This window comes from Parafrankia irregularis, from assembly GCF_001536285.1.
Taxonomy (GTDB): Bacteria; Actinomycetota; Actinomycetes; order Frankiales; family Frankiaceae; genus Parafrankia; species Parafrankia irregularis.
The window spans coordinates 391,686-414,131 of record NZ_FAOZ01000006.1 but is presented as its reverse complement, the minus strand read 5'-3'; the positions used below and the strand labels follow the sequence as shown (position 1 = coordinate 414,131).

Here is a 22,446-nt window from a genome sequence, read left to right as displayed (position 1 = left end):
CGGTTCACCCCGGTGGCCGGTCCGCGTCCCGGGGGCCAGCCCAGGTGCTCGCCGGACCACGCACATGCCTGGTCAACTGGTGGGTGTCGTGGTGTTCTGATCGGTCGACGACACGGGTATGGACTGGGCCTCGGTCTGCGGGGGAGGACCTGCCGTGGTGATCAGCAGCGTCTCGTAGTGGTTGTGCCCGTTGAAAAGCAGGTGAACGGGGCTGTGTGTCGGGCGTCCGGAGTTCGCGCCGACCTTGTAGGCCTGTAGCGGGCTCGTCCAGATTCCTGGATGGGTGGGGCGCACCAGGATGACATCGATGTCGAGCAGGTTCAGAGCTATCTCGGGCACGCGGTCGAAGAACGCCGACTCCCAGAGCCTTGGAGATCGGATCGCCTGGGCCACGAGGTCGCTGATCCGTGTCCCTCGCTGCGAGGTCAGGCCGGAGACTGTCAGCAGGCGGGTCCATGCCGGCCCGAAATGCTTGCGGTGAACCACTTCAGCGGCGCGTGTCCGTAGCTCGTCGTCTGATTCTCGGGTCAGTATGGCCGATGGGCCGATGACCTGCGTCAGCTGTTGCCGGGTGAGTGGCCTGAGAAGCTCTGCCGTGATGTCTCCGTACCAGGCGGAACCCGTGGCGTCGAGATTCGCCCGCAGTTCCACGCCGGCCAGTCCCATGAACCGGGTGTGTACGAGGTTCGCCAGGTCGGCCGCCGACATCCCGTCGAGCATGGTGCCTGGATTTTGGCTGCGCGTGCTTTGAAGCAGCGCCTCGAAGAAGCAGCGGCCGTCGTTGGGGACCTGCTGCTGACGGAAGACACGGGAACCCACCGTCACCTCTCCTGGGCTCGACCAGTGAGCGGACCGCCGTGGCGTGGGTTCTGACGTCACGGGGGCCGGCCGCACCGCGGCCTCCGCGGGAGTGCCACTGACTGGATCTGGAGATGTTGTTTCGAGCTGGGGGGTTGCCTTTGGTGCTGGGGTCGTCGGTTCTTCTGGTTTGGGTGTCGGGGTGGTGAGGGGTGTGGGTTTTTCCTCGGGCTGGGGTGTGGTTTTGGGCTGGGGGGTGCTGGACGGTTCAGCGAACGACAGCGCGGCGATCGCATCAAGGAATTCCTCGATGAAGGACGGCCCGGGCAGGGGCTGAAGGATGGTTTCAGGTGCTGGGGTGGTTTTTTCTGCTGGTTTGGGTGTCGGGGTGGTGAGGGGTGTGGGTTTTTCCTCGGGCTGGGGTGTGGTTCTGGGCTGGGGGGTGCTGGACGGTTCAGTGAACGACAGCTTGGAGACCGCGCCGAAGAAATCGTCGGAGAAGGACAGGTCGGGTAGCGCGATCTCCGGGAGGTTCGCTACCCCCGGTGTCGGCTGCGGTTCGGGCTTCGGTAGCGGCAGGTCCATGCCGCGGGGCCCGTGCCACTGGACGGGCGTGCCGTCCTCTCCCGGCAGCTCGAACGTCGTGGAGATCAGCGGGTTGAGCATGACCGCCAGCTCGTCGACGGGGAATCCGAGCTCCACCGGGACCACGCCGGTGATGCTCTCCGTCCGCCCGTCCGCCTTCAGCTCGATGGAGATCTTCGCGAATCCCTCGAAGTTGGCCGTCGGGCTGGCGAACTTCCCGTTGCCCAGTACCCTGCCGGTCGAACCGGTGATGTCGGCGCTGCGGCCCCGGTAGGCTCCGCCGCCGCTGACCTCGGCACTGCCCTCCAGACCGGCGGTGAGTTCGCCCTCCACCCCGGCCTGGGCCGCCACGCCGACCTGCGACCAGTACTGGCGTTGCTGTGTCATCTGCGTCGTGGTCTCGTTCACCGGGTTGAGCTCGGCCTTGTCATCGCTGCGCAGATATCGCAGATGCAGGATCTCCGCGGTGGCCGAGGCGGTGGTGTCCGGCGAGACGGCGCTGTTCAGCAGCCGCGGTGTGGTCAGGGGCTCGCCGCGGGTCATGCCGGGGAGCGACGCGCTGAGGTTCGCGTTGCTGAAGGTCGCCTTGACGACGTCGCCGATCTTCGTCCAGTTGTTCGCGCCGAAGACCCGCGGGCCGTAGATGTCGAGCGCCCGGTGCAGCCCGGTGGTGTCGGGCAGGCTGCGCACGACGTCGGTGTCGCGAAGTCCGCGATCCGCCAGGTCGCTCCAGATCCGGGTCGGCGGGATCGGCGCGTCCGGCCTCCTGCCCTGCGGGCTCGGCGCAGGCGGGCGTGGCGTGGCCTCGGACTGCTCGGTGAGCACCTGGAGCCGCGCGTTCGCGTCACTGATCCTGATGCGGTCGCGCCCGATCAGCGGCGTGCGCTCCAGGCGGAAGTGCAGGAGAACCGGTCCGTCGAACACCGCCCCAGGCTGTTTGGTCTTGGTCGACACGGCGGTGCGGGTGGAGACGGAGACGGTCACGACGTCATCGCCGCCGGTGCTTGCGGAGACGGCGACTCCCGCCCGCCCCCACACCGGGTCGGCGCCGGAGGAGTCCGTGGTGCCCTGGGCCTGGACGGTGACCCCGGCGGCGTTGGAGCGGCCGAAGGCGGTGATGCCGTCCGTGGTCGCGAGGGTGCTCGTCTGCTCGGTCCCGGTGTGGAACTCGGTCTGCGCGGTGTTGCTCATGTGGGGCAGCCCGCCGTTCGTCGCCGGCACCGAGGCAGTGATCAGCACCCGTCCGCCCGGCACCTGGACCTCGATCGGGTCGCCGGCTGTCATCGCCCGGAACTCGTACTGCAGGCGGTTCAGTGGCGCCTCGGTCCTGATGCGCTCCTGGACCGCGTCCCAGCGACGGCCGAACATCTCCCGGCCGGCCGGCGCGACGTCGCGCAGGATGTCGTCGATCCCGCGCAGCCGGTCGCCGGGCCGGGCCGGGTTGCCGCGCAGGTCCTGCACGACGTCCGAGGAGCCGAGACGCCGGCTGTCGATCATCCGCGCCGGTGCGGTGAACGCCTTGTCGGGGGTGCGGTCGCGTGGCTGGCCGTCCGGGCCGCTGACGCGGGTGTCGCGCAGCGGGAAGATGATGCCGGTGTCGGGCAGCTCGATGGTGCCGGGCGGGCGGTTCAGGCGGAAGCCCAGGCGGCGCAGCTCGTAGTTGACGACAAAGCGGACCGGCCCGGTGAACAGCGCGCCGTCCTCGACGGTCTTCGCGCGGGCGACGGCACGGCCGCCACCGTGGCCGGTGTGCGAGATCGACGTGTCGTGGCTGTAGTAGGGAGTGACGTTGAGCCGGAAGAACGGGAACCGCAGCCGTTGCGGCAGCTGCACGAGGAGGCGGACGCGGCTGTCGACGGCCCCACCGGCGGTCTGCGCCGTCTCGATGCCTGTCTCCGCGTCCACACCGGGCACCGTCTCGCGGTAGCCCAGGTTGCCGACCTCGGCGGTCACGGTCACCTTGCCGCGGACGAGCAGGCCGCCGACCCGGGTGGTCACCGACTCTCCGCCCGACAGCGAAGGCAGCTTCGCCCGCAGCGGGTCTGCGCCGAACCGGCGGTTGAGCCTGCGCTCGTTGGTCCGCCAGCGGTAGCCGACCAGCGGGCGGACGACCCGGGAGATCTCCCGCATGACCGCGTGGTCGTCGTCGCCGAGCCGGAGCACGGTGTCGCTCGGGCTGATCCGGTGCTCGTCGGCGAGCCGGGCCGGCGGATGGATACCCGACGCGGTGGCCGCGGGTGGCTCGACGAGGCGTCCGCTCGGGCGGACCACGGCCGCCTTGGGGTCTCCCATGGTCTGTTCGGCCTGGTAGGCGGCCACCTCCGCCTGGTGGGTCGCCGGCGTGAGCGGCGCCGCCGGCCTGGTGGAGCCCGGGAACAACAGGCCTTCGCCCTGGGGGATGGTGGTCTCGGCCCTCGCCGTGGCCTGCGCTGTCGCGTCGTTCTTCGCGGCGGCCCCGAACGTGAAGGTGAATTCGACATCATTGTCGAAGATCCCGGCGCGGGTGGGAAACTTCGCTCCGGCGACCACCTTCCCGGAACGCAGGGTGCGCCAGCCGAGGCGGCGCCGGTACTCGGCCCCGCCGAACCCGCCGAAGGTTCCCTCCCCGCCCGGCCACGAGGCGATGCCCCCGGGGACCGCCGTCGTCTGCTGGCTCCACCAGTTCAGCCGTCGCCGGGAGATCTGGTTCGTCACATCCGCCTGCGAGTAGAGCTCGGTCGGGGTGATCCGCCGGAAGGCCGCCGAGGCGAGCGAGGCCCGGGCCTGGATGAACGACCCCGGCGGCACCACACGCTGGTTGAGCTCCGGGCCGTCCAACACGGCGCCGCGGGTCATCGACGGCAGGCCGGACATCAGCCGGTCGCGGTCGAACCAGTTCAGCACGTCCTGACGGATCAGGCTCCAGCTCTGCGTGCCGAAGAACCGCTGGCCCTCCTGATCGAGGGCCGCGCGCACCCGGTCCATCCGGTACAGGTCGCGCACGGTGTCGGTGTCGCGCATGCCGGTGCCGGGACGGCCACCCCAGATCCGCTCCGGTGGCAGCAGGACGTCCCGCGGCGCCGGCGCCGGCGCCGTCCCGTCGGGCACCGCCGTCCCGTCGGGCACCGCAGGGTCGGGCGCGATCGGGTCAGGCGGGGTGGGCGGAGGGCCGGCCGACCACGGCGTCGGCCGGTCGACGGGGCGGGCCTCCGCCGTCTCGATCAGTGCCTCGATGGCCAGGTCGGCGGTCGGATCCGCCGAGCGATTCGCTCCGGCCACGCGCCGGTCGCGCATGGCGAAGGTCAGCCGCACCTGGCCGCCGAACTTCTGCCCGTCCGCGGTCTTGGTCCTCGTCGCCATGCCGGCCTTGGTGATCTGGTCTCGCAGCGCGAACGTGTCCCGGCCGATCTGGGCGGTGCCCGTCCCGGTCAGACCGGCGACGTTGTCGATCGTCCCGATGAACTGCCCGCCGGCCGGTAGCTGCAGCGCGTCGCCGACGAAGTGCTGCTCCGAGGTCGACTGGTGGGTCTCGGTGCCCGCGTTGAACTCCGTCTGGCCGGTGGCCCTCTGATGGGCCAGCTCGGTCAGCTCTGCCGTGATCTCCAGGTGCTCGTTGACCGACTCCAGCAGCACGCTCAGCGGCTGGCCGGACATCATGCCCCTGAGGTGCTGCTGGATGCGGTCCAGGTCGACCTCGCCGAGGATCTCCGCCTTCACCCGCGGCCAGTTGTCGCCGTAGACCGTTCGCCCGGGCCCGTCGAGGCCGTCCACCACACCGGCGAAACCGCGGGTGTCCCGCATCGTCCGGGTACCCGGCGGCAGGTTCGGGTGGACGTCGAGCACGACGTCGGTCGATCCGAGCCGGTGGTCGCGGGTGACCCGCTCCGGCGGCGCGAAGTGCCGGGTCGGCGGGCGCGGGCCGCCGTCCGCACCCGGGCTCTCCGCCAGCGGGGTCGCGACCCTCGTCCCGATCTCGAAGGTCCGCGGCGGTGGGCTGATCGACCGCCCGGCGATGCCCGGAAGGACCCCCGCGAGCCTGCGCGCGACACCGGCGCGCAGGTCGATTCTGACCCGGATTTCCGCGACGCCGTCGTAGATCGCGGCCGGTTCGACGATCTTCGTCTTGGCCACCGAGCGCGCGGCAGTCGTCTCCACCTGGCCGCGGAGCCGGTCCCAGGAGCGGCCGAAGATCCCCATCCACACCAGGTCGGGCCGCACGAGGCGCAGCGGCAACGAGAGCTGCCACTGCCAGCGGTGGTCGTGCAGGTCGCCGCCGACCGCCTGGGACTCCGCGCCCGCCTCGAACTCGAACTTCGGTATGTCCCTGACATGGCGGAAGTCGCGTACCCGGGCGTCCAGGGCGATCGTGCCCTGCCAGCCACGCTGGTTGATCACCAGCGTGCGCTGGTCGCCCCGGGTCATGCCGGCGAGGCGCCCGCGCACCACCGACGCCCGGGCGAAGTTCAGGACGTCGGGCTGGATCTCCGCCCAGGCGGCGCCGAGGGGCAGCTTCAGCTGCCCTTCGATCCACCGGTAGACCTCCATCTCGCCCGGGTAGAGGCTGATGACCGTGTCGGCGGCGCTCAGGCGGCCGTTCTCGGCGAGCCGCGGCGGCGGCGCGGGGGTGTCCCGCGGGGACGCCGAGGCCCGCCCCGACGCCGTGTCCGGCGGCGGGGCGAGAGCGCTCTGCCCGTTCTGGACCGTCTGGTTGCCGCCGGCGGCCGCATCCGTCGTCGGCGAACCCGTTCGCCCCTGCTCCGCGGGGTTGGCCCTGTCGTCGGTCGGCGCGGAGATCACGATCGTAGGTACGGCCGGATCGGCCGACCGGATGATGCGGGGTGCCGACCGGCCGACCACCCGGGGATGGAGCGCCAGGTAAATGCCGTCGTGCATGGCCACGTAGACGACCGGACGCCCGGTGGGCTGCCCCGGGATCACTGACTGCTGCCGCGCTGTCGGCCTCGGGTCCCCGGTGGTGGAGCTGAGCGGCACTGGTGCTCCGTGGCGGTGAAGCACCTGGATCTCGACGTCACTGACCGCCGCGATCGCCGCCGGCACCTCGGCATACAGCGGTGTCGTCGCCAACGCCGGGTCCTCCAGGGCCGCGGCGACGAGTTCGACCCGGTGCGGCAGGCGGCCGTGCTTGGCGAGTGCGACGTACACATGCGAGATCAGCCCGCGCATCGGCGTCGGCAGCCACGGCCGCAGCAGGCCGAACCTGGCTTGGGGATCTTCCCGCAACCAGTCAACGAGGCTCGCTCGAGCCGCCAGCTGGAGGCCGGAGAACTGCAGGTTCGAATTCGACAGCGTCGACTGGCTGCTGCTCGGATCGGGCTGCTGCCCGGCCGTCGGTTCGACAGTCGGGTCAGCGCCGCGCAGAAGTATCGTGACCGCGCTGTCGCTCAGTGAATTGATCAACATTGGGGCGACGTCCAGGAAGTCGTCCGGGGGCGGTTGTGCCCGAAGCCGACCCGCGAGGTCCGCACGCAGCGCACCGGCGCTCGGATAGGCCGACTGCCCACCGCGCAGCTGTTGGCGCATGCTGGAGTGGATCGCGTCGATGAGCCGGTCGCCCTGATTGCCCACCTCACGGACGACGAACCGCACCCCCGGCGGGCCGTCGACCACCCGGCCGTTCATGCGGTGTGTCGGGGGCGCGCTGTCGAGCTGGGTCCGGCTCGACGACGCCGTGCTGGATCGGGACGGTCGCGGCCGCCAGGTCCAGCGGGAGGCCCGCAGGCCGTCACCTGGCCGCGGGACAGGTGAACCGCCGCGCCGCGGCGCCGTCGATGAGTGTGACGCGCCGCCCGAGCTCACCGACTCGCCGCCGTCCGCGGAGGTGCTCATGTTCCCGGGACCTGTCGCCTCCGGCGCCGGGACCGTGGATCCGGACAGCGCGGTCGGGTCTCCGCTGAAGCCGCCTGCGGGTCTCCTGCCGTGGAGGACGGCGATCACGGCCGGGGCGAAGACGGGGACGAGGAGGGCGCGGTAGCGCAGATCCTGGCGGAGTTTGCGGGCCTCGGTGAGGATTCGCTGGTCGGTGAACCGCGGCCCGTTGGGGCGGCTGTCGAGATACTGGCGCACCAGCCGCACGAGTTCGGTCTCGTCCTCGCTGGGGACCAGCTCGGGCTCGGGGTTCCTGTGCGATGGTGGTGCTGGTTCGATGTCACCCGAGTCAGCCGCGTCGGCTGGGGGCGGTGCGGTCTGGGCGCGGGGTTGGGGCGTGGACGGAGCCGGGGTGGGCGCGGGGGTGTCTGGTTCGGCGGCCGGTTCCTCGGCGTTCGGGTGGATGAGCGCGGTGTAGCGGTCCTCGCCGTCGTGGTAGAGGTGCAGCGTCAGGTCTGGCTGCGGCCGGTCGAGCCCGAGGTGGGTGACGCCGGTCAGGCCGGTGCCGGGTGCTGGCGTGATGAGGGTGAGGTCGACGCCGAGCGCGCGGGCGGTGATCGCGGGCACCGGCTCGAAGAAGGGCGTCCGTGACAGTTCAGGGAGGCGGATCGCGAGGGTGGCGAGGTTACTGATCCGGAAGTCCAGCACCTGGTCGCGGAGGTTGCCGAGGGCGTCGAGCGCGGGAGTGGTCTGGAGGAGCAGGGTCCAGGCGGGGCCGGACGGGTCACCGAGGATCGCGGCGACGGCGAGTGGCCGCAGGGGCGCCGGATCGGTGTGGCTGCCCGGCGGGAGCCCGAGGACGGTGATGAGGCCCTCGGTGTCCAGGCCGGCCACCAGATCCCGGACGATCCGCTGGTGGATGGGGCTCCACGGGTTGTCGAGCGTGTTCAGGGTGGTGCGGCCGTCGGGTCCCGCGAGCCAGGTGGTGATGGCCAGCCGGGTGGTGTCGCCTGACATCCGGCCGAGGAAGGCGGCCGGGAACTGGCTGCGCGCGCTGGTGATCAGAGCGTCGACGAAGGAGCCCTCGCCCTGGGAACCGTCACCGCGCTGATATCTGTGGCCGTCCACGACCACGGTGTCGTTTCCGCCCCGCGAGTCGGCCGTGATGGTGCTGGACGCCGCGCGCGGTTCGAGGGGAGGCGTGACGATCTCGGCCGAGGGCACCGGTGCCGGTGCGGAGCGCTCGCTCGTTCGGTTGGCTCCTTCCTCCGCCCTGGCGCGGAGGAAGTTCAGCCTCGACTCGAGGTCGGTCGGGAGGTAGCTGAGGCTCTCCGGCACGACCACCTCGATATCCGGCACCTGACCGAACGACCCGGACCGCAGCAGATCGCTGCCCGGCAGCTGGTGGGCGGCCAGGCGGGCTCCGGCGGCGAGCCGGACGACCGGGACCCCGAGCAGGTTCGCGAGCGCCCGCACATTCCGGTTGAAGGTGGTGACGGCGGCCTGGCTCGCCTCAGCGGACTCAGCCGCCGCGGGGTTCGGGGGCTGTGCCCACAGGATGACCGCGGTGATCGTCGATGTCGTCGCCGCCGGTGACGCCGCGCGTCCGGCCGCGGGTGTGTTTCCGGGTGCGGGTGTGTGGTGGATCTGGGTGGCGAGGGTGGACGCCAGCTGTGGGAAGACCGGGCGTATCGAGCCGCCGCGGTACGACGGGTTCTGCGGGCCCTCGGGCGGCGACTCCGAGCGTGTCGGGTCACCGCTGTACATCAGCCCAAGGCCGCCATCGGGTAGCACGGGAAGCGCCAGGACGAAGAATCCTGCCGGGTAGGGCAGGTCCGGCCGCTGCAGAGGAAGCGCCCTGGCCAGCGCACTGGTGGGCGAGGCCAGACCGTGGAAGGCCATCTGGACGAAGACGGGGGAGTCCGGCGGCCACAGCCGTCCGATGGGGTCCGTCGTCAGTGGGGCGGGGGAGTCGTCCGGGCTGTACTGGATCTGCCAGCGGGGGTACCGGTTCGTCTGGCTGGGTGCCAGGGAGCTGACGCCGTTGAGGGCTTCCCGCTCCGGCTCGACTCCGAAGGGCGGGGTGAACAGGTGGACCCCGGCGGCCTCGCCGATCTGGCTCAGGGGGTTCTGGCCCAGAAGCGTCCTCGCGCCGGCCGAAAGGTTCTCGGTCACCAGTGGCTGGCCCGCCCAGCCGTGTCGCCTGAGGAACGCCGGGATGCCAGCGGCGGGCAGAGTGTAGAACGTGCCGTCGAAGCGGTAGACGACCAGCTCCAGCCGCTCGCCGTTCTGGATGAACTCGGGGCGGCGGATCTCGAACCGGTCCGTGCGGGTGGGGATGTTCCGAGGGCGCGGCAACGACAGGAGCCTGGCGGGGCTGAGCATGACGATCCCGCCGGGCCGGGCTATGACCGCGTCGTCGGTGCGCTCGCGCACCTCGCCGTCGACGGAGTGCCACCTGCTGGCGCCGAGTTCACCGAAGGGGCCCAGGGCACGCCAGGCGCCCGGGGTTCCCCCGGCGGTGACCAGGCGCGGTCGCTCGCCCGCGGCTGGCCCCACGGTGCGGTTGTGGAACGACGGCAGGCTGCCCGGGGCGGGGACGAGAACTTCGATCATGTCCCTGCGCGCCAGCTCCGTGAGCACGGTCTGGGCCTGTCCGAGCGCCCGGGGCGTCCACACCCGCAGGTCGCCGTGTCTCCACCCGCCGGCCCGCAGTGTGTGGAAGATGTCCGCTGTCAGCGGTGCGGGGGCTCCGCCGGGTGTCAGGGTGCTGGCGCCGTGGGGCCCGCCGGGCAGGATGACGTCGAAGAGCCGCGGGTCCCGCGGCTGCTGCGCCAGCTGCCGCAGGTCGGGCAGCAGGGACAGGTAGGTGTCGAGGGTCATCAGGGCCAGGCCACCGGGCCAGACCACCGGGCCGCCGATCGACGGCGTCAGGCTGCCGTCCTCGTCCGGGGCGAGCCAGGTGGGTGGGGTGACCAGCGGCGCGCCGTCGTGGGGCTCGCGGGCTGGAGTGAAGGCGGACCAGCCGAGCTGGCCCCAGCCGGAGCGCAGCGTGCCGCCGGCCAGGTGCGGCCGGGCGGCGGGGTGAAGTGCCCAGATCTCGGTGCGCAGGGAGTTGGCGAACGAGGCCAGCTGGCGGCCCAGCGCTCCCTGCCAGATCGGCTCGGGCCGCGGGTCATCCGGTTCATCGCTTCGGAAACTCGATGATCCTGACCAGTATGGAATGGATTCCAGCGGTGCGATTTCGTGCGAATCGACCTGAAAGGTCGCTGGTCCCGCGTCGGATCCCGTGTCGGAGGACTCCGTGTCGGAGGGCCCGTGGGAGGACCCCGTGTGGGAGGAGCCCCCGGCGGATGACCCCGTGCGGAACGATCTGAGGTCGCTCGCCGCTGTGGAGGGCGGTACGGCGTTGGACGATGCCGCGGCGGACGATGCCGCGTAGGACGATTCCGAATCGAAGGACCTGGCGCGGGGCGATTCCGGGGCCACCCAGAACTGGATGGGACCGCCTTGCCAGTCGGCTGCTCTGAGGAGCGAGTCCAGGCCGTTGAGGGTGAGCGCCCATAGGGGTCCTTCGGGCTGGCCGGCCGGGGTGTTCGGGCCGGGCGAGGTAGGCAGGGCGATGCGGCCATCCGGGGTTCGGGGAAGGAAGACGGTGGTCAGGTGCGGGGTGGGAGTGAGGCCGGCGGCGAGGTGGGCGGTGTCGGCGGTGAAGACTGTGTGCTTGCCAGGGTCGATGCGTACGCCTGGATAGTCCGGGTGTTCGAAGGCTGACCCGTCGGGTTCGGGCGTGCGGGGTTCGGCGGTGTCGGGCTGGATCGGTTCGGGTTCGGGTTCGGGGCCCGGGACCTGTGCGGGCGTGGCCCGCGGGACCTGGGCGTTGAGGTTCAAGGTGTTCGGGCTGGCCGGCGGGTGGACGAGTGCGTCGTAGTGGTTCACGCCGTTGTAGGAGAGGTGAAGCGTCGGGCCGGACGGTGATCCTGGGAACCAGTTGATGCTGAAGGCGGTGAGGCCTCCGTCGGGTGTCAGCCGGACGAGGTTCAGGTCGATACCGAGCGCGGAGCCGGCCAGTGCCGGCACCGGCTCGAAGAAGGGCGTGCGCCACAGCCCCGGTATGAGGATCGCCTGGGCGACGAAGTCGCTGAGCCGCTGGTCGCCTGGGTTGCCGCCGGAGCGCTGGAGGGAGGTGAGAAGCGGGGATGTCTGGCGCAGCCGCTGCCAGGCGTCGCCGAATGGTTCGTTGATGAGTTCGCTGGTGGCGAGGCCTTGCAGGGTGTCTCGATCGGTGTCGCTGTTCTGCGGGTATCCGAGGACGGTCCGCAGGCCCGCGGTGGTGAGGCCGCCCACGAGTTCCTGGATGATCTGCTGGTAGCTGCCGCGGTTGGGGTCGTCGACGATATTCCGGGCGCTGGTTCCCGCGGGTCCGGTGAACCAGGTGAAGATGGTGTTCCGGATGGTGTCCTCGGTCGCCGCGCCGAGCGGGGAGTTCGGGAGCTGGGAGCGGGCGCTGATGCTGAGCGCGGTGAAGAAGCAGCGGCCGTCGTCGGCGATCGGCTCCACCTGGAATCGGTCGCCGTTCACGATCATGTCGGCGCCCGTCTGTTCCACGACCGGCGCGACGTCCGTGGGCGCCTGGTTCTCGGCCCCCTGGTGGGAGACCTGCGACGGAATCTGTGCGTCCGGCGCCGGCGTGACGGGGATGCCGGGGCCTGTGACGTCGATGTAGCTGGGTGGAGCGTCGTCAGGAAGGGCCGGGAGGGGCTCGCGGGCGCTGCCGGTGCCGGTCTGGCCGGGGTAGCTGGGGTAGCTGGGGGCTGGTTCGACGGCGTTTTCCGGGTGGGTCCGGTGGTTGCCGGAACTGACTTCGCCGGGGCCGTCGCCGTGGAGGTGGCCGGTCTCGCCGTAAAGGAGGGTTTCCTCGATGAGGACGGCGTAGTCACGAGTGGTTCTTCTCTGGAACTGCGGGCTTTGGATCAGGTTTCGATAGGTGTCGATGATCTGCTGGTCGGTGATGTCCGGCCGGGGCGCGGCGCGGTCTATTCTGGTGCGTGTTCTTTCGAGGATCAGGTTTTCTCTGGTTGTCGGGGGAAGCGGGGGGGACGGCTCTTCCGGCGTGGGCTCACCTGCCGGCGCCTGGGTGATCGCGTCGGGGTCCTCCGGCAGCGGGGTGGTGGTGCCGGGGATTGTGGTCTGGGGCGCGTTCTGGGCCGGCGGCTGGGTGTGGATCGCGGGAATGCCGGCCGCGGGGATGTGCGGTGCGGGGATGATGTCCGGGAACCGCTGGTGGAGGTGGTTCTGAAGGTGGCGGAGGGTGTTGGTGAGGGCGGCGCTTTCGAGGGTGTCGTCGTAGCTGGGTGGGGTGTTGTCGCGGAGAGTGGGGAGGGGGGTGTTGGTGCCGGTGGGTTGGAGGGCGTGGTAGCGGACGTCGCCGGGCCTGGGGCTGGGGTCTTCGAAGATGGCGACGGTGGGGAGGCCGTTGGCCGGGTTCGTCGGGCTTTCTGGAGTGGGAGTGGGCTGGAAGTCGAGCCTGCCGGTGATGGTGCGGCTGGCGGTGGGAGTGTGGATGGTGATGCGGATGCCGAGGAGGTCGGCGAGCAGGCGGGGGATGTCGGTGCTGGTCTGGCTGCTCTGTTCGGTCTGGCCGGTGAGGGTGGCGAGGTGGTTGTCGTGGAGGTCGGCGAGGTGGTTGCGCAGGCCGGTGAGGTGGTGGCTGGGGGCGATGGCGAGGTTGTCGAGGATCTGGGGGAAGTGGGTGTCGGGGTGCTGCGCGGCGGCGCTGGCGATGAGGGCGGCGAGGAGCCCGTCCACCTCGTTGGTGATGGTGCCGCCGAGGTGGACCGTTCTCGCTTCGGTCCCGTCGTTCAGCGTGATGACGCTGCCCGCTCCCGGGTAGGTGACTTCCGGCAGCGCCGGCTGCGCGGTGAGCTCGATGAGCCCGATCTGCTCGCGGACCTCCCGCTCGAATCGGGTGATCCGTTCGTTGTAGCCCGGGTCGGGGAGGCTTCCCTGATAGGTGTCCCCCGGATTCAGCACCCAGAATGCGATGTGCTCTGACGCGTCCTCGATATTCGTTGTTCCGGCCTTCGGGGCTATCTTTCGTGACGGGTCGCCGGAATCATTGATGTGGTTGTTGACGGCTGTGACGAGGTGTGCGAGCGCGTGCGGCTGGAAGGATCTGTGGGCGCTGCCGAGGTGGACCGACATCCGGCCGTCGGAGGAACTTCCCACGATGACCACCCGGGCGCCGGCGTTGGCGGCCGCGATGATGTGCGCGGGAGCGTGCGTGAGCGCGCTCGGGCTGGTGGGGCCGGCCAGGTTGATGGCGGTCGATCCGTTTTCGTTGTCGGTGAAGCTCCAGTGGAGTACGGAGACCGGCGCTGGATGTTTCGCGGGGTCTGTCCGGAACCACTGCGCGATCGGTGAGTTCTCGGTCTCCTGGACGAGGACGGGCAGGTTGAGGTCCGCGGTCAGCATCACCGGGATGGCGGCCGGGTGGAGAAGTGTCCTCGTGATCGCTCGCGGTGTGACCAGGGCGATGGCCGGCGCGGTGGCGGCGGGGGTGGGGGCGGGGGGCAGGTACCGCCGGATGACGGTCGCCAGGGCCGCCGGTGGAATCCTGACCGGGTCCGCGAGGCCGTCCAGTTGGACGGTCACGGAGTCGAGCCCGCCCTGCACGATGACCTGGAAGACCCCGGGCACCCGCTCGGGCGCGCGCGGCGTGTCGCGGTCGTCGAGGAGCGGGCCGGCCAGGTCGATGGCGTAGGGGCCCTGCCCGTCGGAGTGGACAGCCACCAGCACCTGGGAGAGCGGCGGGTTGATCAGGTACCACTGTAGGTAGTCGGAGTCGCCCGTCTGGTCGAAGGGGTGGTCGAAGGGCACGAGCTGGCCGGTCGCGCTGTCACGTACGTGGTCGATCCGAGTCGTGGTGATGGGGGGTGCCGCGGTCGGGGGTGCCAGGACATCGAGCTCGAGGTCGCGCAGTTCGGCCAGCGGGTTCGGGTCCGTGTCCGTGCCGGTGCCGGTCGGGGCGGCGGGTGGCGCGGTCGGCGCCGTCAGCACATCGAGCTCGAGGTCGCGCAGTTCGGCCAGCGGGTACGCGTCGGTGTCCGTGAGGGGCGGGGCGGGCACGGGGATCCAGTCGTCGGCCTGGATGTCGTTCAGCGCGGGCAGCCGGCGTGGCCGGTCGCCCAGGTAGATCGGTAGGCCGCCGAGCTGAGTCGAGATCTCCTGGGCGAGACTTCGCAGATAGGTCAGCGGCGCCTCCGGATCGGTGGTGATCAGGCGGTGAGGTCTCAGCGCCGCCCCTGGCTCCCGCGTCTCGGAGCGAAGCACGCTGACGATCTCCCGAGCGCTGATCGGGATGTACCTGTTGTGGGACCAGGAGGGGCGTCCCTGGCGGTCGGTGTGCACGGCGATGACGGGGAGGGAGTTCTCCAGCCCGTTGAGCGCGGCGTCCCAGTTGCCCAGCTCGGTGCGCACGCCCCCGGTCTGAGCGGGTCTGCCGAACATGTAGGAGCCGTTGTCATAGGCGTGTACCGGATCGTGGGCCTCGAACTGGTCGTAGGTCCGCAGCCGGCCGTCCGGGCCCAGCTGGATATAGGCCGGGGAATCCTGCTGGCCGCGTGGGGTGACCACCTGGATCTCCGGCTTCCGCGGCTGCTGGCCGGCCGCACCGGTCGTCGGCGGCGGGGAACCCGGCACACGGCCGGAGGCGAACGGGTCGGCACCCGCGGCGATGCGGATCACCGGTACGCCGAGCTCCTCCGCGAGCCCTTCGACGTCGATGTTGAAGGTGATGGTGGCGGGATCGCCGGGGTTCTGGTCGCCGTCCGGTGGTGGCTGCGACCACAGCACCACCGCCCCGAAAGTTCCCGGCAGCTGACGGATCTGGGCGAGCAGCTGGGCGGTGCGGGACCGGCCGAGCGGGCCGGCCGTGGGGGCCGGGTCACTGTCAGGCAGCGCCGGGAGGTCCAGCGGGTGGACCCCGCCGTCAGGGTAGGTGAGGCCGAGGTGGCCGTCGGAAAGTACCGGGAGTTTCAGGGCGAGGACTGCGTCCGGGTACGGAAGGTCCTCGGGTGAAAGCGTGAGCTCGCTACTCGGGCCCGTGGGTGAGGCGAGGCCCGCGGCGGACATCCGGTACCAGACGGGTGTGTTCGGCGGCCACAGGCGCCCGAGGGTGTCCGTGATCAGTGGTGGTGGTTCACCCACCGGGCTGTGCAGCGTCTCCCAGCGTGGCCCTGGGTTCGCGACGCTGGGCCAGAGATAGGAGTCGCCGGCGAGGGATCGCGGCCCCACCCCGGTCCCCGCGGGTGGCGCGAAAACGTGTACGTGGGCGGCCTTGCCGACCTGCTCCCAGAAGTTCCTCGCCTGGGTGGTGAGGTCGCCGCTGGCGATGACCAGCGGCCGCCTGCCGTTCCAGCCGTGTTCGGCGAGGAAGGCCGGCACGTCGGCGGCACGCAGGTGGCGGGACGTCCCGTCGAAGCGGCCGACGACGAGCGTCGTCCGGCCGGAGCTCACTCCGAGGACGGCGTCGCGGATCTCGAAGCGGTCCGTGCGGGTGGGGACGTCCTCGGCGAGGGGGAACTGTCCGCGCCCGCCCGGCCGGATCATGGTCAGCCCGCCGGGGAGGTCGGCGACAGCGTCGTCGCGGCGTCGGTACGGCTCGCCGTCGCGGGACTCCCACCTGCTGGCGCCGAGGTCGCCGGGGCGGCCGAGGGCCCGCCAGGTGCCCGGGTTTCCCTCGGTGCCGGTGAGACGCAGCTGGCTGGTGCCGGCCGGTGGGCCGTCGGAGGAGTGGAAGGGGGAGTGGCTGCCGAAGGTCGGGACGAGGATCTCGATCTCGTCGGCGCGCGCCAGCTCCGCCAGGACGGATTCGGCGTCGCCGAGGTTCCGGCCCGTCCAGATCCGCAGGTCCTCGGTGGCGCCCGTCGCCGCGCTCGGCAGCCAGCCGCCTCTGATCAGGGTCTCGCGGATGCTCGCCGTGATCGGCACGAGCCTTCCGCTGGCGGAGAGCGCGCCGGCACCTCTGGGCCCGTCGGGCAGGATGACCTCGAAGAAGTCGGGATCCTGCCGCTGTGCCATCAGCCGCAGGCCGGGCAGCGCGGCCAGGTAGGTTTCCAGCGTCATCACGGCCATGCCGCCGGGCCAGACCACCGGCCCGCCGATGGAGGGCTTCAGCCGGCCGCTCGGGGCGGGCTTCAGCCAGGTGGGCGGGGTGACCAGGGGGTCGCCGCCGCGGGGCGCGGGCTTCGGCTGATGGGAAAGCCAACTGGTGCCGCTTCCAACGGCGCGGAAAGCGCCGTTCGTCACCTGTGGCTGGGCACCGGGGTGCGGCGCCCAGATCTCGGTGCGCAGTGCCTCGGAGAACGAGGCCAGCTGGTTCTCCAGCGCCGCCAGCCGGGCCGGGTCGGCGCCGCCCGGTTCCGGCGCGACCCAGAACTGCACCGGGCCGCCGCGCCAGCCGGCCGCGGTGAGCAGTTCGCGCAGCGTGCCCTCGCTGAGGCCGATGGTGGCCGTGCCGCCGGGGCTGGCCGTGCCGGCCGGGGTGGGCAGGGCGAGGCGGCCATCCGCGGCCCGCGGCAGGAACACCGCGGTCACATCGGGGAGGGGCGTGATCCTGGCGGCGAGCTCGGCGGTGTCCGCGGTGAAGATCGTGCGCTGGTCGGGGCGGGCCCGCACGCCGGCATGGCCTGTGGGCGCCGCGTCCGGCAGTGGGCTGGGGGCCAGGATGTGGAAGGTGTTTGGTCCGTTGGAGTACAGCTGTAGCGTCCGGCGCGGCTGGGTGGTGCCGTGTCCCCGGAAGGTGGCGGTTCCGAGGCCGTCGTCGTCCGGTTCGAGGACGGTGAGATCGATGTCGAGCGCCCTTGCCGCCAGCGTGGTCACCAGGAAGAAGAACGGTGTGCCTCCCATTCCCGGGGTACGGATCGCCATCGCGACGAGGTCGCTCATGCGGCGACCCGCGAGGCCGTCGGGGCCGCCCGTGTCGTTCAGGGGGCCCAGGTCGGGGGATACCTGGAGCAGCCGGTTCCACGCGTCGCCGAACGGTTCGCCGGCGAGCACTCCGAAGAGCTGGCCTCGGAGATCGGCCGGATCGGCCCGAGTGCCCGGCGGAAGGTCGAGGACGGTTCTCAGGCTCGCCGCCGAGAGGTTCTCCAGCAGCCCCACGACGATGGTCTGGTAGGACGGGTGCCGGGGATCGTCCAGCCTGCGCCGGAACGACTCCCCGTCACCGCCCGCCAGCCAGTCGGCGATGCGGGCGCGGACGTCGGCCTCCGACGTCACCCCGACGCTCCGCAGCCGCGGGTCCTGCTGGATTCCGGTGTTCAGCGCGCTGATGAGGGAATCGCTCCCCGGCGCGGTGGGCTCTGTCTGGTATCTGGTGCCGTCGACGAGAAGGTGGCGGTCACCCACCCTCTCCACAGGTGTGTGGACGAGCGCCTCGTAGCGGTCGACGCCGTTGTGGAACAGATTCACCTTCGGGCGGGGCCCTGATGAGCCGAGACCGTGATAGGTGACCGGCTCCCCACCGTCACCCGCCGCTCTGATCAGGGTGAGATCGATGCCGAAAGCCTGCGCCGTGAGCTCGGGCAGCAGGGCGACGAACGGTGTGCGCCACATGTCCGGTGCGCTGATCGACATCGCGACCAGGTCGCTCATCTGGGAGCCGGCGATACTCCCCTGGGCGCGGAGGGGGGCCAGCACGGGGGAAAGCTGGAGCAGGTTCTCCCACGCCTCACCGGATGGCTCATAGCTGCGTTCGCGCTTGACGGTGCCTAGCGGGGAGGCCACGGGAACTCCGTCGTACAGCTCGCCGAGGCCGGCCAGGAGCGCGTCGAGAAGATCCTGGTACTCGCCGCTGGCCGGGTCGTTCAGCCTGGCCCGGGCCGCGCTACCGAGATCGCTCGATGTGAGCCAGTCAGCCACGTCCGCCGGCAGGCTGTTCGCGGTTGTCTGGCTCAGCGGGTTGTTCGGAAGCTGGCCGAGCTGGCTGCCCGCGCTGGTGATCAGCGCCGTGAGGAAGTCGCCGCCGGGGTTCACGCGGTCGACGCGATGGCTGCGGCCATCCACGATGACCTGGTCGTTTCCGGCCCAGATCACGGCCGGTGGCGCGGGCAGCGGCGGCGGGCCGGTTCGCTGGCCGGTGCCATCCCGTGAACTCTGGCCGGGTGCTGTCGGGTCGGCGGGGAGGTGCCCGTCGGCGGGGTCGCCGGGGCCGAAGCCGATCAGGCCGCCGGGCCGCCCGTGGAGCAGGATTTCCTCGAGGAGCGTGGCATAGGCCACGGCCGGGCGCCGGTGGTACAGGGGGCTGTCGGGGCTGTCGAGCAGATTCTGGTATTCGCTGATGATTCTTTCGTCGGAGATCTCGGGCCGCGCCGGGTGACGGTCGAGCCTCGCGCGCACCCGTTTGAGCACATCCTCCTGATGGGTGGTCAGGGTGAACGGGGCGAACGGCTGGGCCTGCCCCGCCGGTGCCACGGTGATCGCGTCCGGGTCGTCCGCCGGCGGTGTGACAGCGATGCTGGGTGGCGTGGGTCGCGGCGGCGGCGAAGGCATCCGTGCGGGAGCCGGTGAGGGCTCGGGAGTGGATTCGGGAGCAGTCGCGGTCGCGGGGATGAGGTCGGGAAAGCGTTCGTTGACGCGGTCACGAAGCAGGCGGAGGCTGTTTTCCAGCGCCGCGTTCTCGAAGGTCTCGTCGTAACTGACGGGTAGGTCGTCGCGCAGTCTCGGCAGCGGGTTCTCCGCGCCGATGGGCTGGAGGGCATAGAAACGGACGTCGCCGTTCTGGGCGGCGTCGTCCTCGAAGACGGCGACGGTGGGAAGGTCGAAGGCGGGTGTCGACGCCCCTGGCTGGCTGGGTCTGTTCTCCAGCCCGCCGGTGATGGTGGGAGCGGTGACGCTGGTAGGCGTGTGGATCTCAAGCCGCACGCCGAGCAGGTCGGCGAGGAGACGCGGCAGGCCGCTGCCGGCCTGAGTGGTGGCAGCAGCAGTGGTGGCAGCAGCAGTGGTGGCAGCGGGGGCGGCCGTGGCAGGGGTCGCGGTGGTGGTGTGGGCGGCGTTCCGCAGGTCGTCCGCTTCGCTGATGATGTCGAGCTGGGCGGTCGGCTCGCCCTCGCCGGAGTGCGCGAGCGTGCCGAGGTGCTGTTGGTAGAGGTCGGCGAGGCCGGAGCGAAGCCCGGAGAGCAGCAGGGTGGGGGCGACGGTGAGGTTCTCGAACAGCTGGGTGAAGGCACTCGTGGGGTGCTGGGCGGCGGCGCTGGCGATGATGGCGGCGAGGAGCTCGTCGACGTCGTTCGGAATCGTGGATCCGAGGTGGACCGTCCTGGCCGCGGTGCCGTCGTTCAGGGTGATCAGGCTCCCCGGGCCCGGGTAGGCGGGTTCGGGCTCGGCGAGCTGCCGGGTGCTCTCGGCACCCTCCAGAAGGTCTCGGACCTCGTCCTCGAAACGGGTGATCCGCTCCTGATAGCCGGCTTTGGCGTTGCCGCCGGACGGATTTTTCTCCGGCGGCCTGACCCAGAACTCGATGTCGGCCAGGTCGATTCCCTGGTTCTGGGGCCGGCTGGTGTTCGCGACGATGAGCCGGGCGATGACGAGCGGAGACGTGGGCACCGGGGTGTTGTTGACGGAGAGCGCCATCCGGCCGTCCGGAAAACTGTCGACGATGACCACATAAACGCCGTTGCGGACGGCTGTTCTGATCCTGGTGGGCGCCTGGGCGAGTGGATTCACGCCGCGGGCGGCGGTCAGATTCAAAGCGATCGGCCGGCCGCCGTTGCCGAGAATGGTCTGCTGGCGAGGCAGCGGGGCGACCAGGGGCCATTGCCCGACCGGCGTCGGCGTGGCGGGCCTGCCGTCGTCGTGAGGCCGGTCGACCGGTCTGAAATGGACGGGCAGGTCGAGTTCCGTGGCCAGCATCACCGGGAACGTGGCCGGGTCGAGATCCTCCGGCAACAGTGGCTGCGGTGTCACGAGCGCGACGGCGCCCGGGGCGCCCGGGGTGGTCGGCATGTTCCGCCTGATGATGGCGGCCAGCGCGGCCGGGGGGATCTTGGCGGTGCCGACCTTGTCGTTGTCCAGCTGAACTGTCGCCGTGCCCAGCCCGCCCCTGACGGCTACCTGGAAGACCCCGGGAACCCGTTCCGGTACCCACCGGATGTCACTCTGGTCGGGTCCCGCCGGGGCCAGGTTCAGGGCGTACACACCGTGCTCGTCGGAGTGGGTCTCGAAAAGCACATCGGAGATCGGCGAGCCGAGGGAGTTCCACAGGCTGTAGTCCAGGCGGTTGTAGGCGTCGAAACCGCTGCCGATGGGAACCAGCTGGCCCGTCAGGCTGTCGGGAACATGGTCGATCCGCGGTGTCGTCCCGGGCCGCGGGGCGACCACAGGGGCCCAGACCTCGGCCCGGATGTCCGACAGGTCGGGCGCTGGGCTGGCCCGGTGGCCCACATAGATCGGCAGGCCGTCGAACGCCTCCGAGATCTGGCGGGCGATGTCCTCCAGGATGTACCACTTTGCCCCCGGGAAGGCGCGGGAGGCGATCAGCCGGTACGGATGCGTCGGCTTTGCCTTCGGCGTCGGGCCAGCGGCCGGCTCGGCGGCGGGCGGCTGGGCGCCGGGGAGCTGCCGAAGCCCGGCCTGAACGTCGGCATCGGCCTGTAGCACAGCCACGATCTCCGGAACGGAGAGCGGGGCGGAGCTGTCGATCCGCCAGGACAGCCGCCCCTCGTCGTCGAGGTGGACGACGATCACCGGGAGATCGGCGGGCCAGTCGAGCGGGCCGTTCCACGCCATGATCTCATCGAGTGCTGAGTTCGAGTTCGCGCGCGTCCCGAACATGTAGGAGCCGTTGTTGTAGGCGCCCGGCCCGTTCTTGACGGTCCTTGTCACCTCGGTCAGGAGGCCGTTCTGGTCTACCTGTACGTAGGTGGGGAGCTCGTTCGCGGTGCCCGGTGTGACGAGAACGAGCTCGCCGTCCGTGGCGCCGGGCGCGGTGAGAAGGGCGAGGTTGTCGACGTTCGCGTCGGAGCCGGGAACGTAGCGATAGGAGAAGGGATCGGCTCCAGGAGCGATCCTGATCACCGGGAGCCCGAGTGCTTCCGCGAGTGTCTCCACATCGCTCGTGAAGGCGGCGACCGCCTGCCTGGCGGCCTGCTCCCGCGCGGCCTGTTCCCGCGCGGCCCTCGATGACCAGTGCTGCCGCGCCCAGTCGACAGCCTTGGCCGCCATGCTCGTCTCCTCGGGCGGCTTCGGGGGCGTCGACCACAGCATCACCACCTCGATCTTCGGGGCCCCGACGCCCCGCGCCGCCGCGTCCGCCTCGCTCGTCGTGCCTGCCGGGTCTGTGACGCGGGCCGGGTCCGCGGGCCCCGTGGGTTCGTTGTCCCACCGTGCCGGTGTGCCGCGGATCTGGCTGGCCAGCTCGGCGGTCAGATTCGGCAGCAGCGGGCGGACGCCGCCGTCGGGAAAGACGACGCCGAGCCGGCCGTCGGGCAGTACGGGAAGGTCCAGCACGAAGACCGACGCCGGATAGGGCAGGTTCGCGTCCTGGAGCGGGCGGTCGAGCCGCGCCTGGCCGGGCGAGGCCAGGCCGAAGGAGGCCAGCTGGTACCAGCTGGGGCCGTCCGGCCGCCACAGCCTCCCGAGGGGGTCTGTGACCAGTGGTGGCGGGGAGCCGTCCGGGCTGTGCAGCATGTCCCAGCGCGGACGGGGCGCCGCGTCGGTGGGCACCAGGTACGCCAGGCCGTTGATGTCGCCCGCGCCCAGCTTCGCGCCGGCGGGCGGCGCGAAGACCGGCACGCCGGCGGCGGCTCCGACCTCGGCCCAGAAGGCCTTCGCGTAGGTGTTCAGGCTGTCGTCGGCGATCACCAGCGGTTTGCCCGGCTGCCAGCCGTTCGCGCGAAGGAAGCCCGGGACGGCGGTGGCGTCGAGGTGGCGGGGCGTCCCGTCGGACCGGTTGACGACGACCACCGTCTGGCCGGAGACCTGCTGGAGGCCGGCGTCGTGGATCTCGAACCGGTCCGCGCGGATGGGAGGGCCGCCACGGCGGGGGAACGGCCCGCGGCCGCCGGGTTCCGGCAGGGCCAGGCCGCCGGGCAGCTTGATGACCGCGTCGTCGGCGCGCCGACGGGCCTCGCCGTCCACGGTGGTCTGGCTGGGGGCGCTGGGCGAGCTGGGCTCCGCCGTCCGCGGGGCGGGGGACGGTTGCCGGGGTGGCGTCCGCGTGGTGTCCGGATCCGCCGGTGCGTGGACGAGCGCGCCGTA

At 71.2% G+C, this 22,446-nt stretch carries 1 protein-coding gene (cut by a window edge); it reads right to left on the bottom strand.

The features are described 5' to 3' along the window. Positions 1 to 72: 72 nt before the first annotated feature. Positions 73 to 22,446: the 3' portion of a hypothetical protein gene (locus AWX74_RS12735; protein ID WP_091275500.1), read on the bottom strand. The gene runs 6,612 nt beyond the window's last position; 22,374 of the gene's 28,986 nt are visible here — the last part of the coding sequence; the start codon falls outside the window, past its right edge; the stop codon is at positions 73 to 75.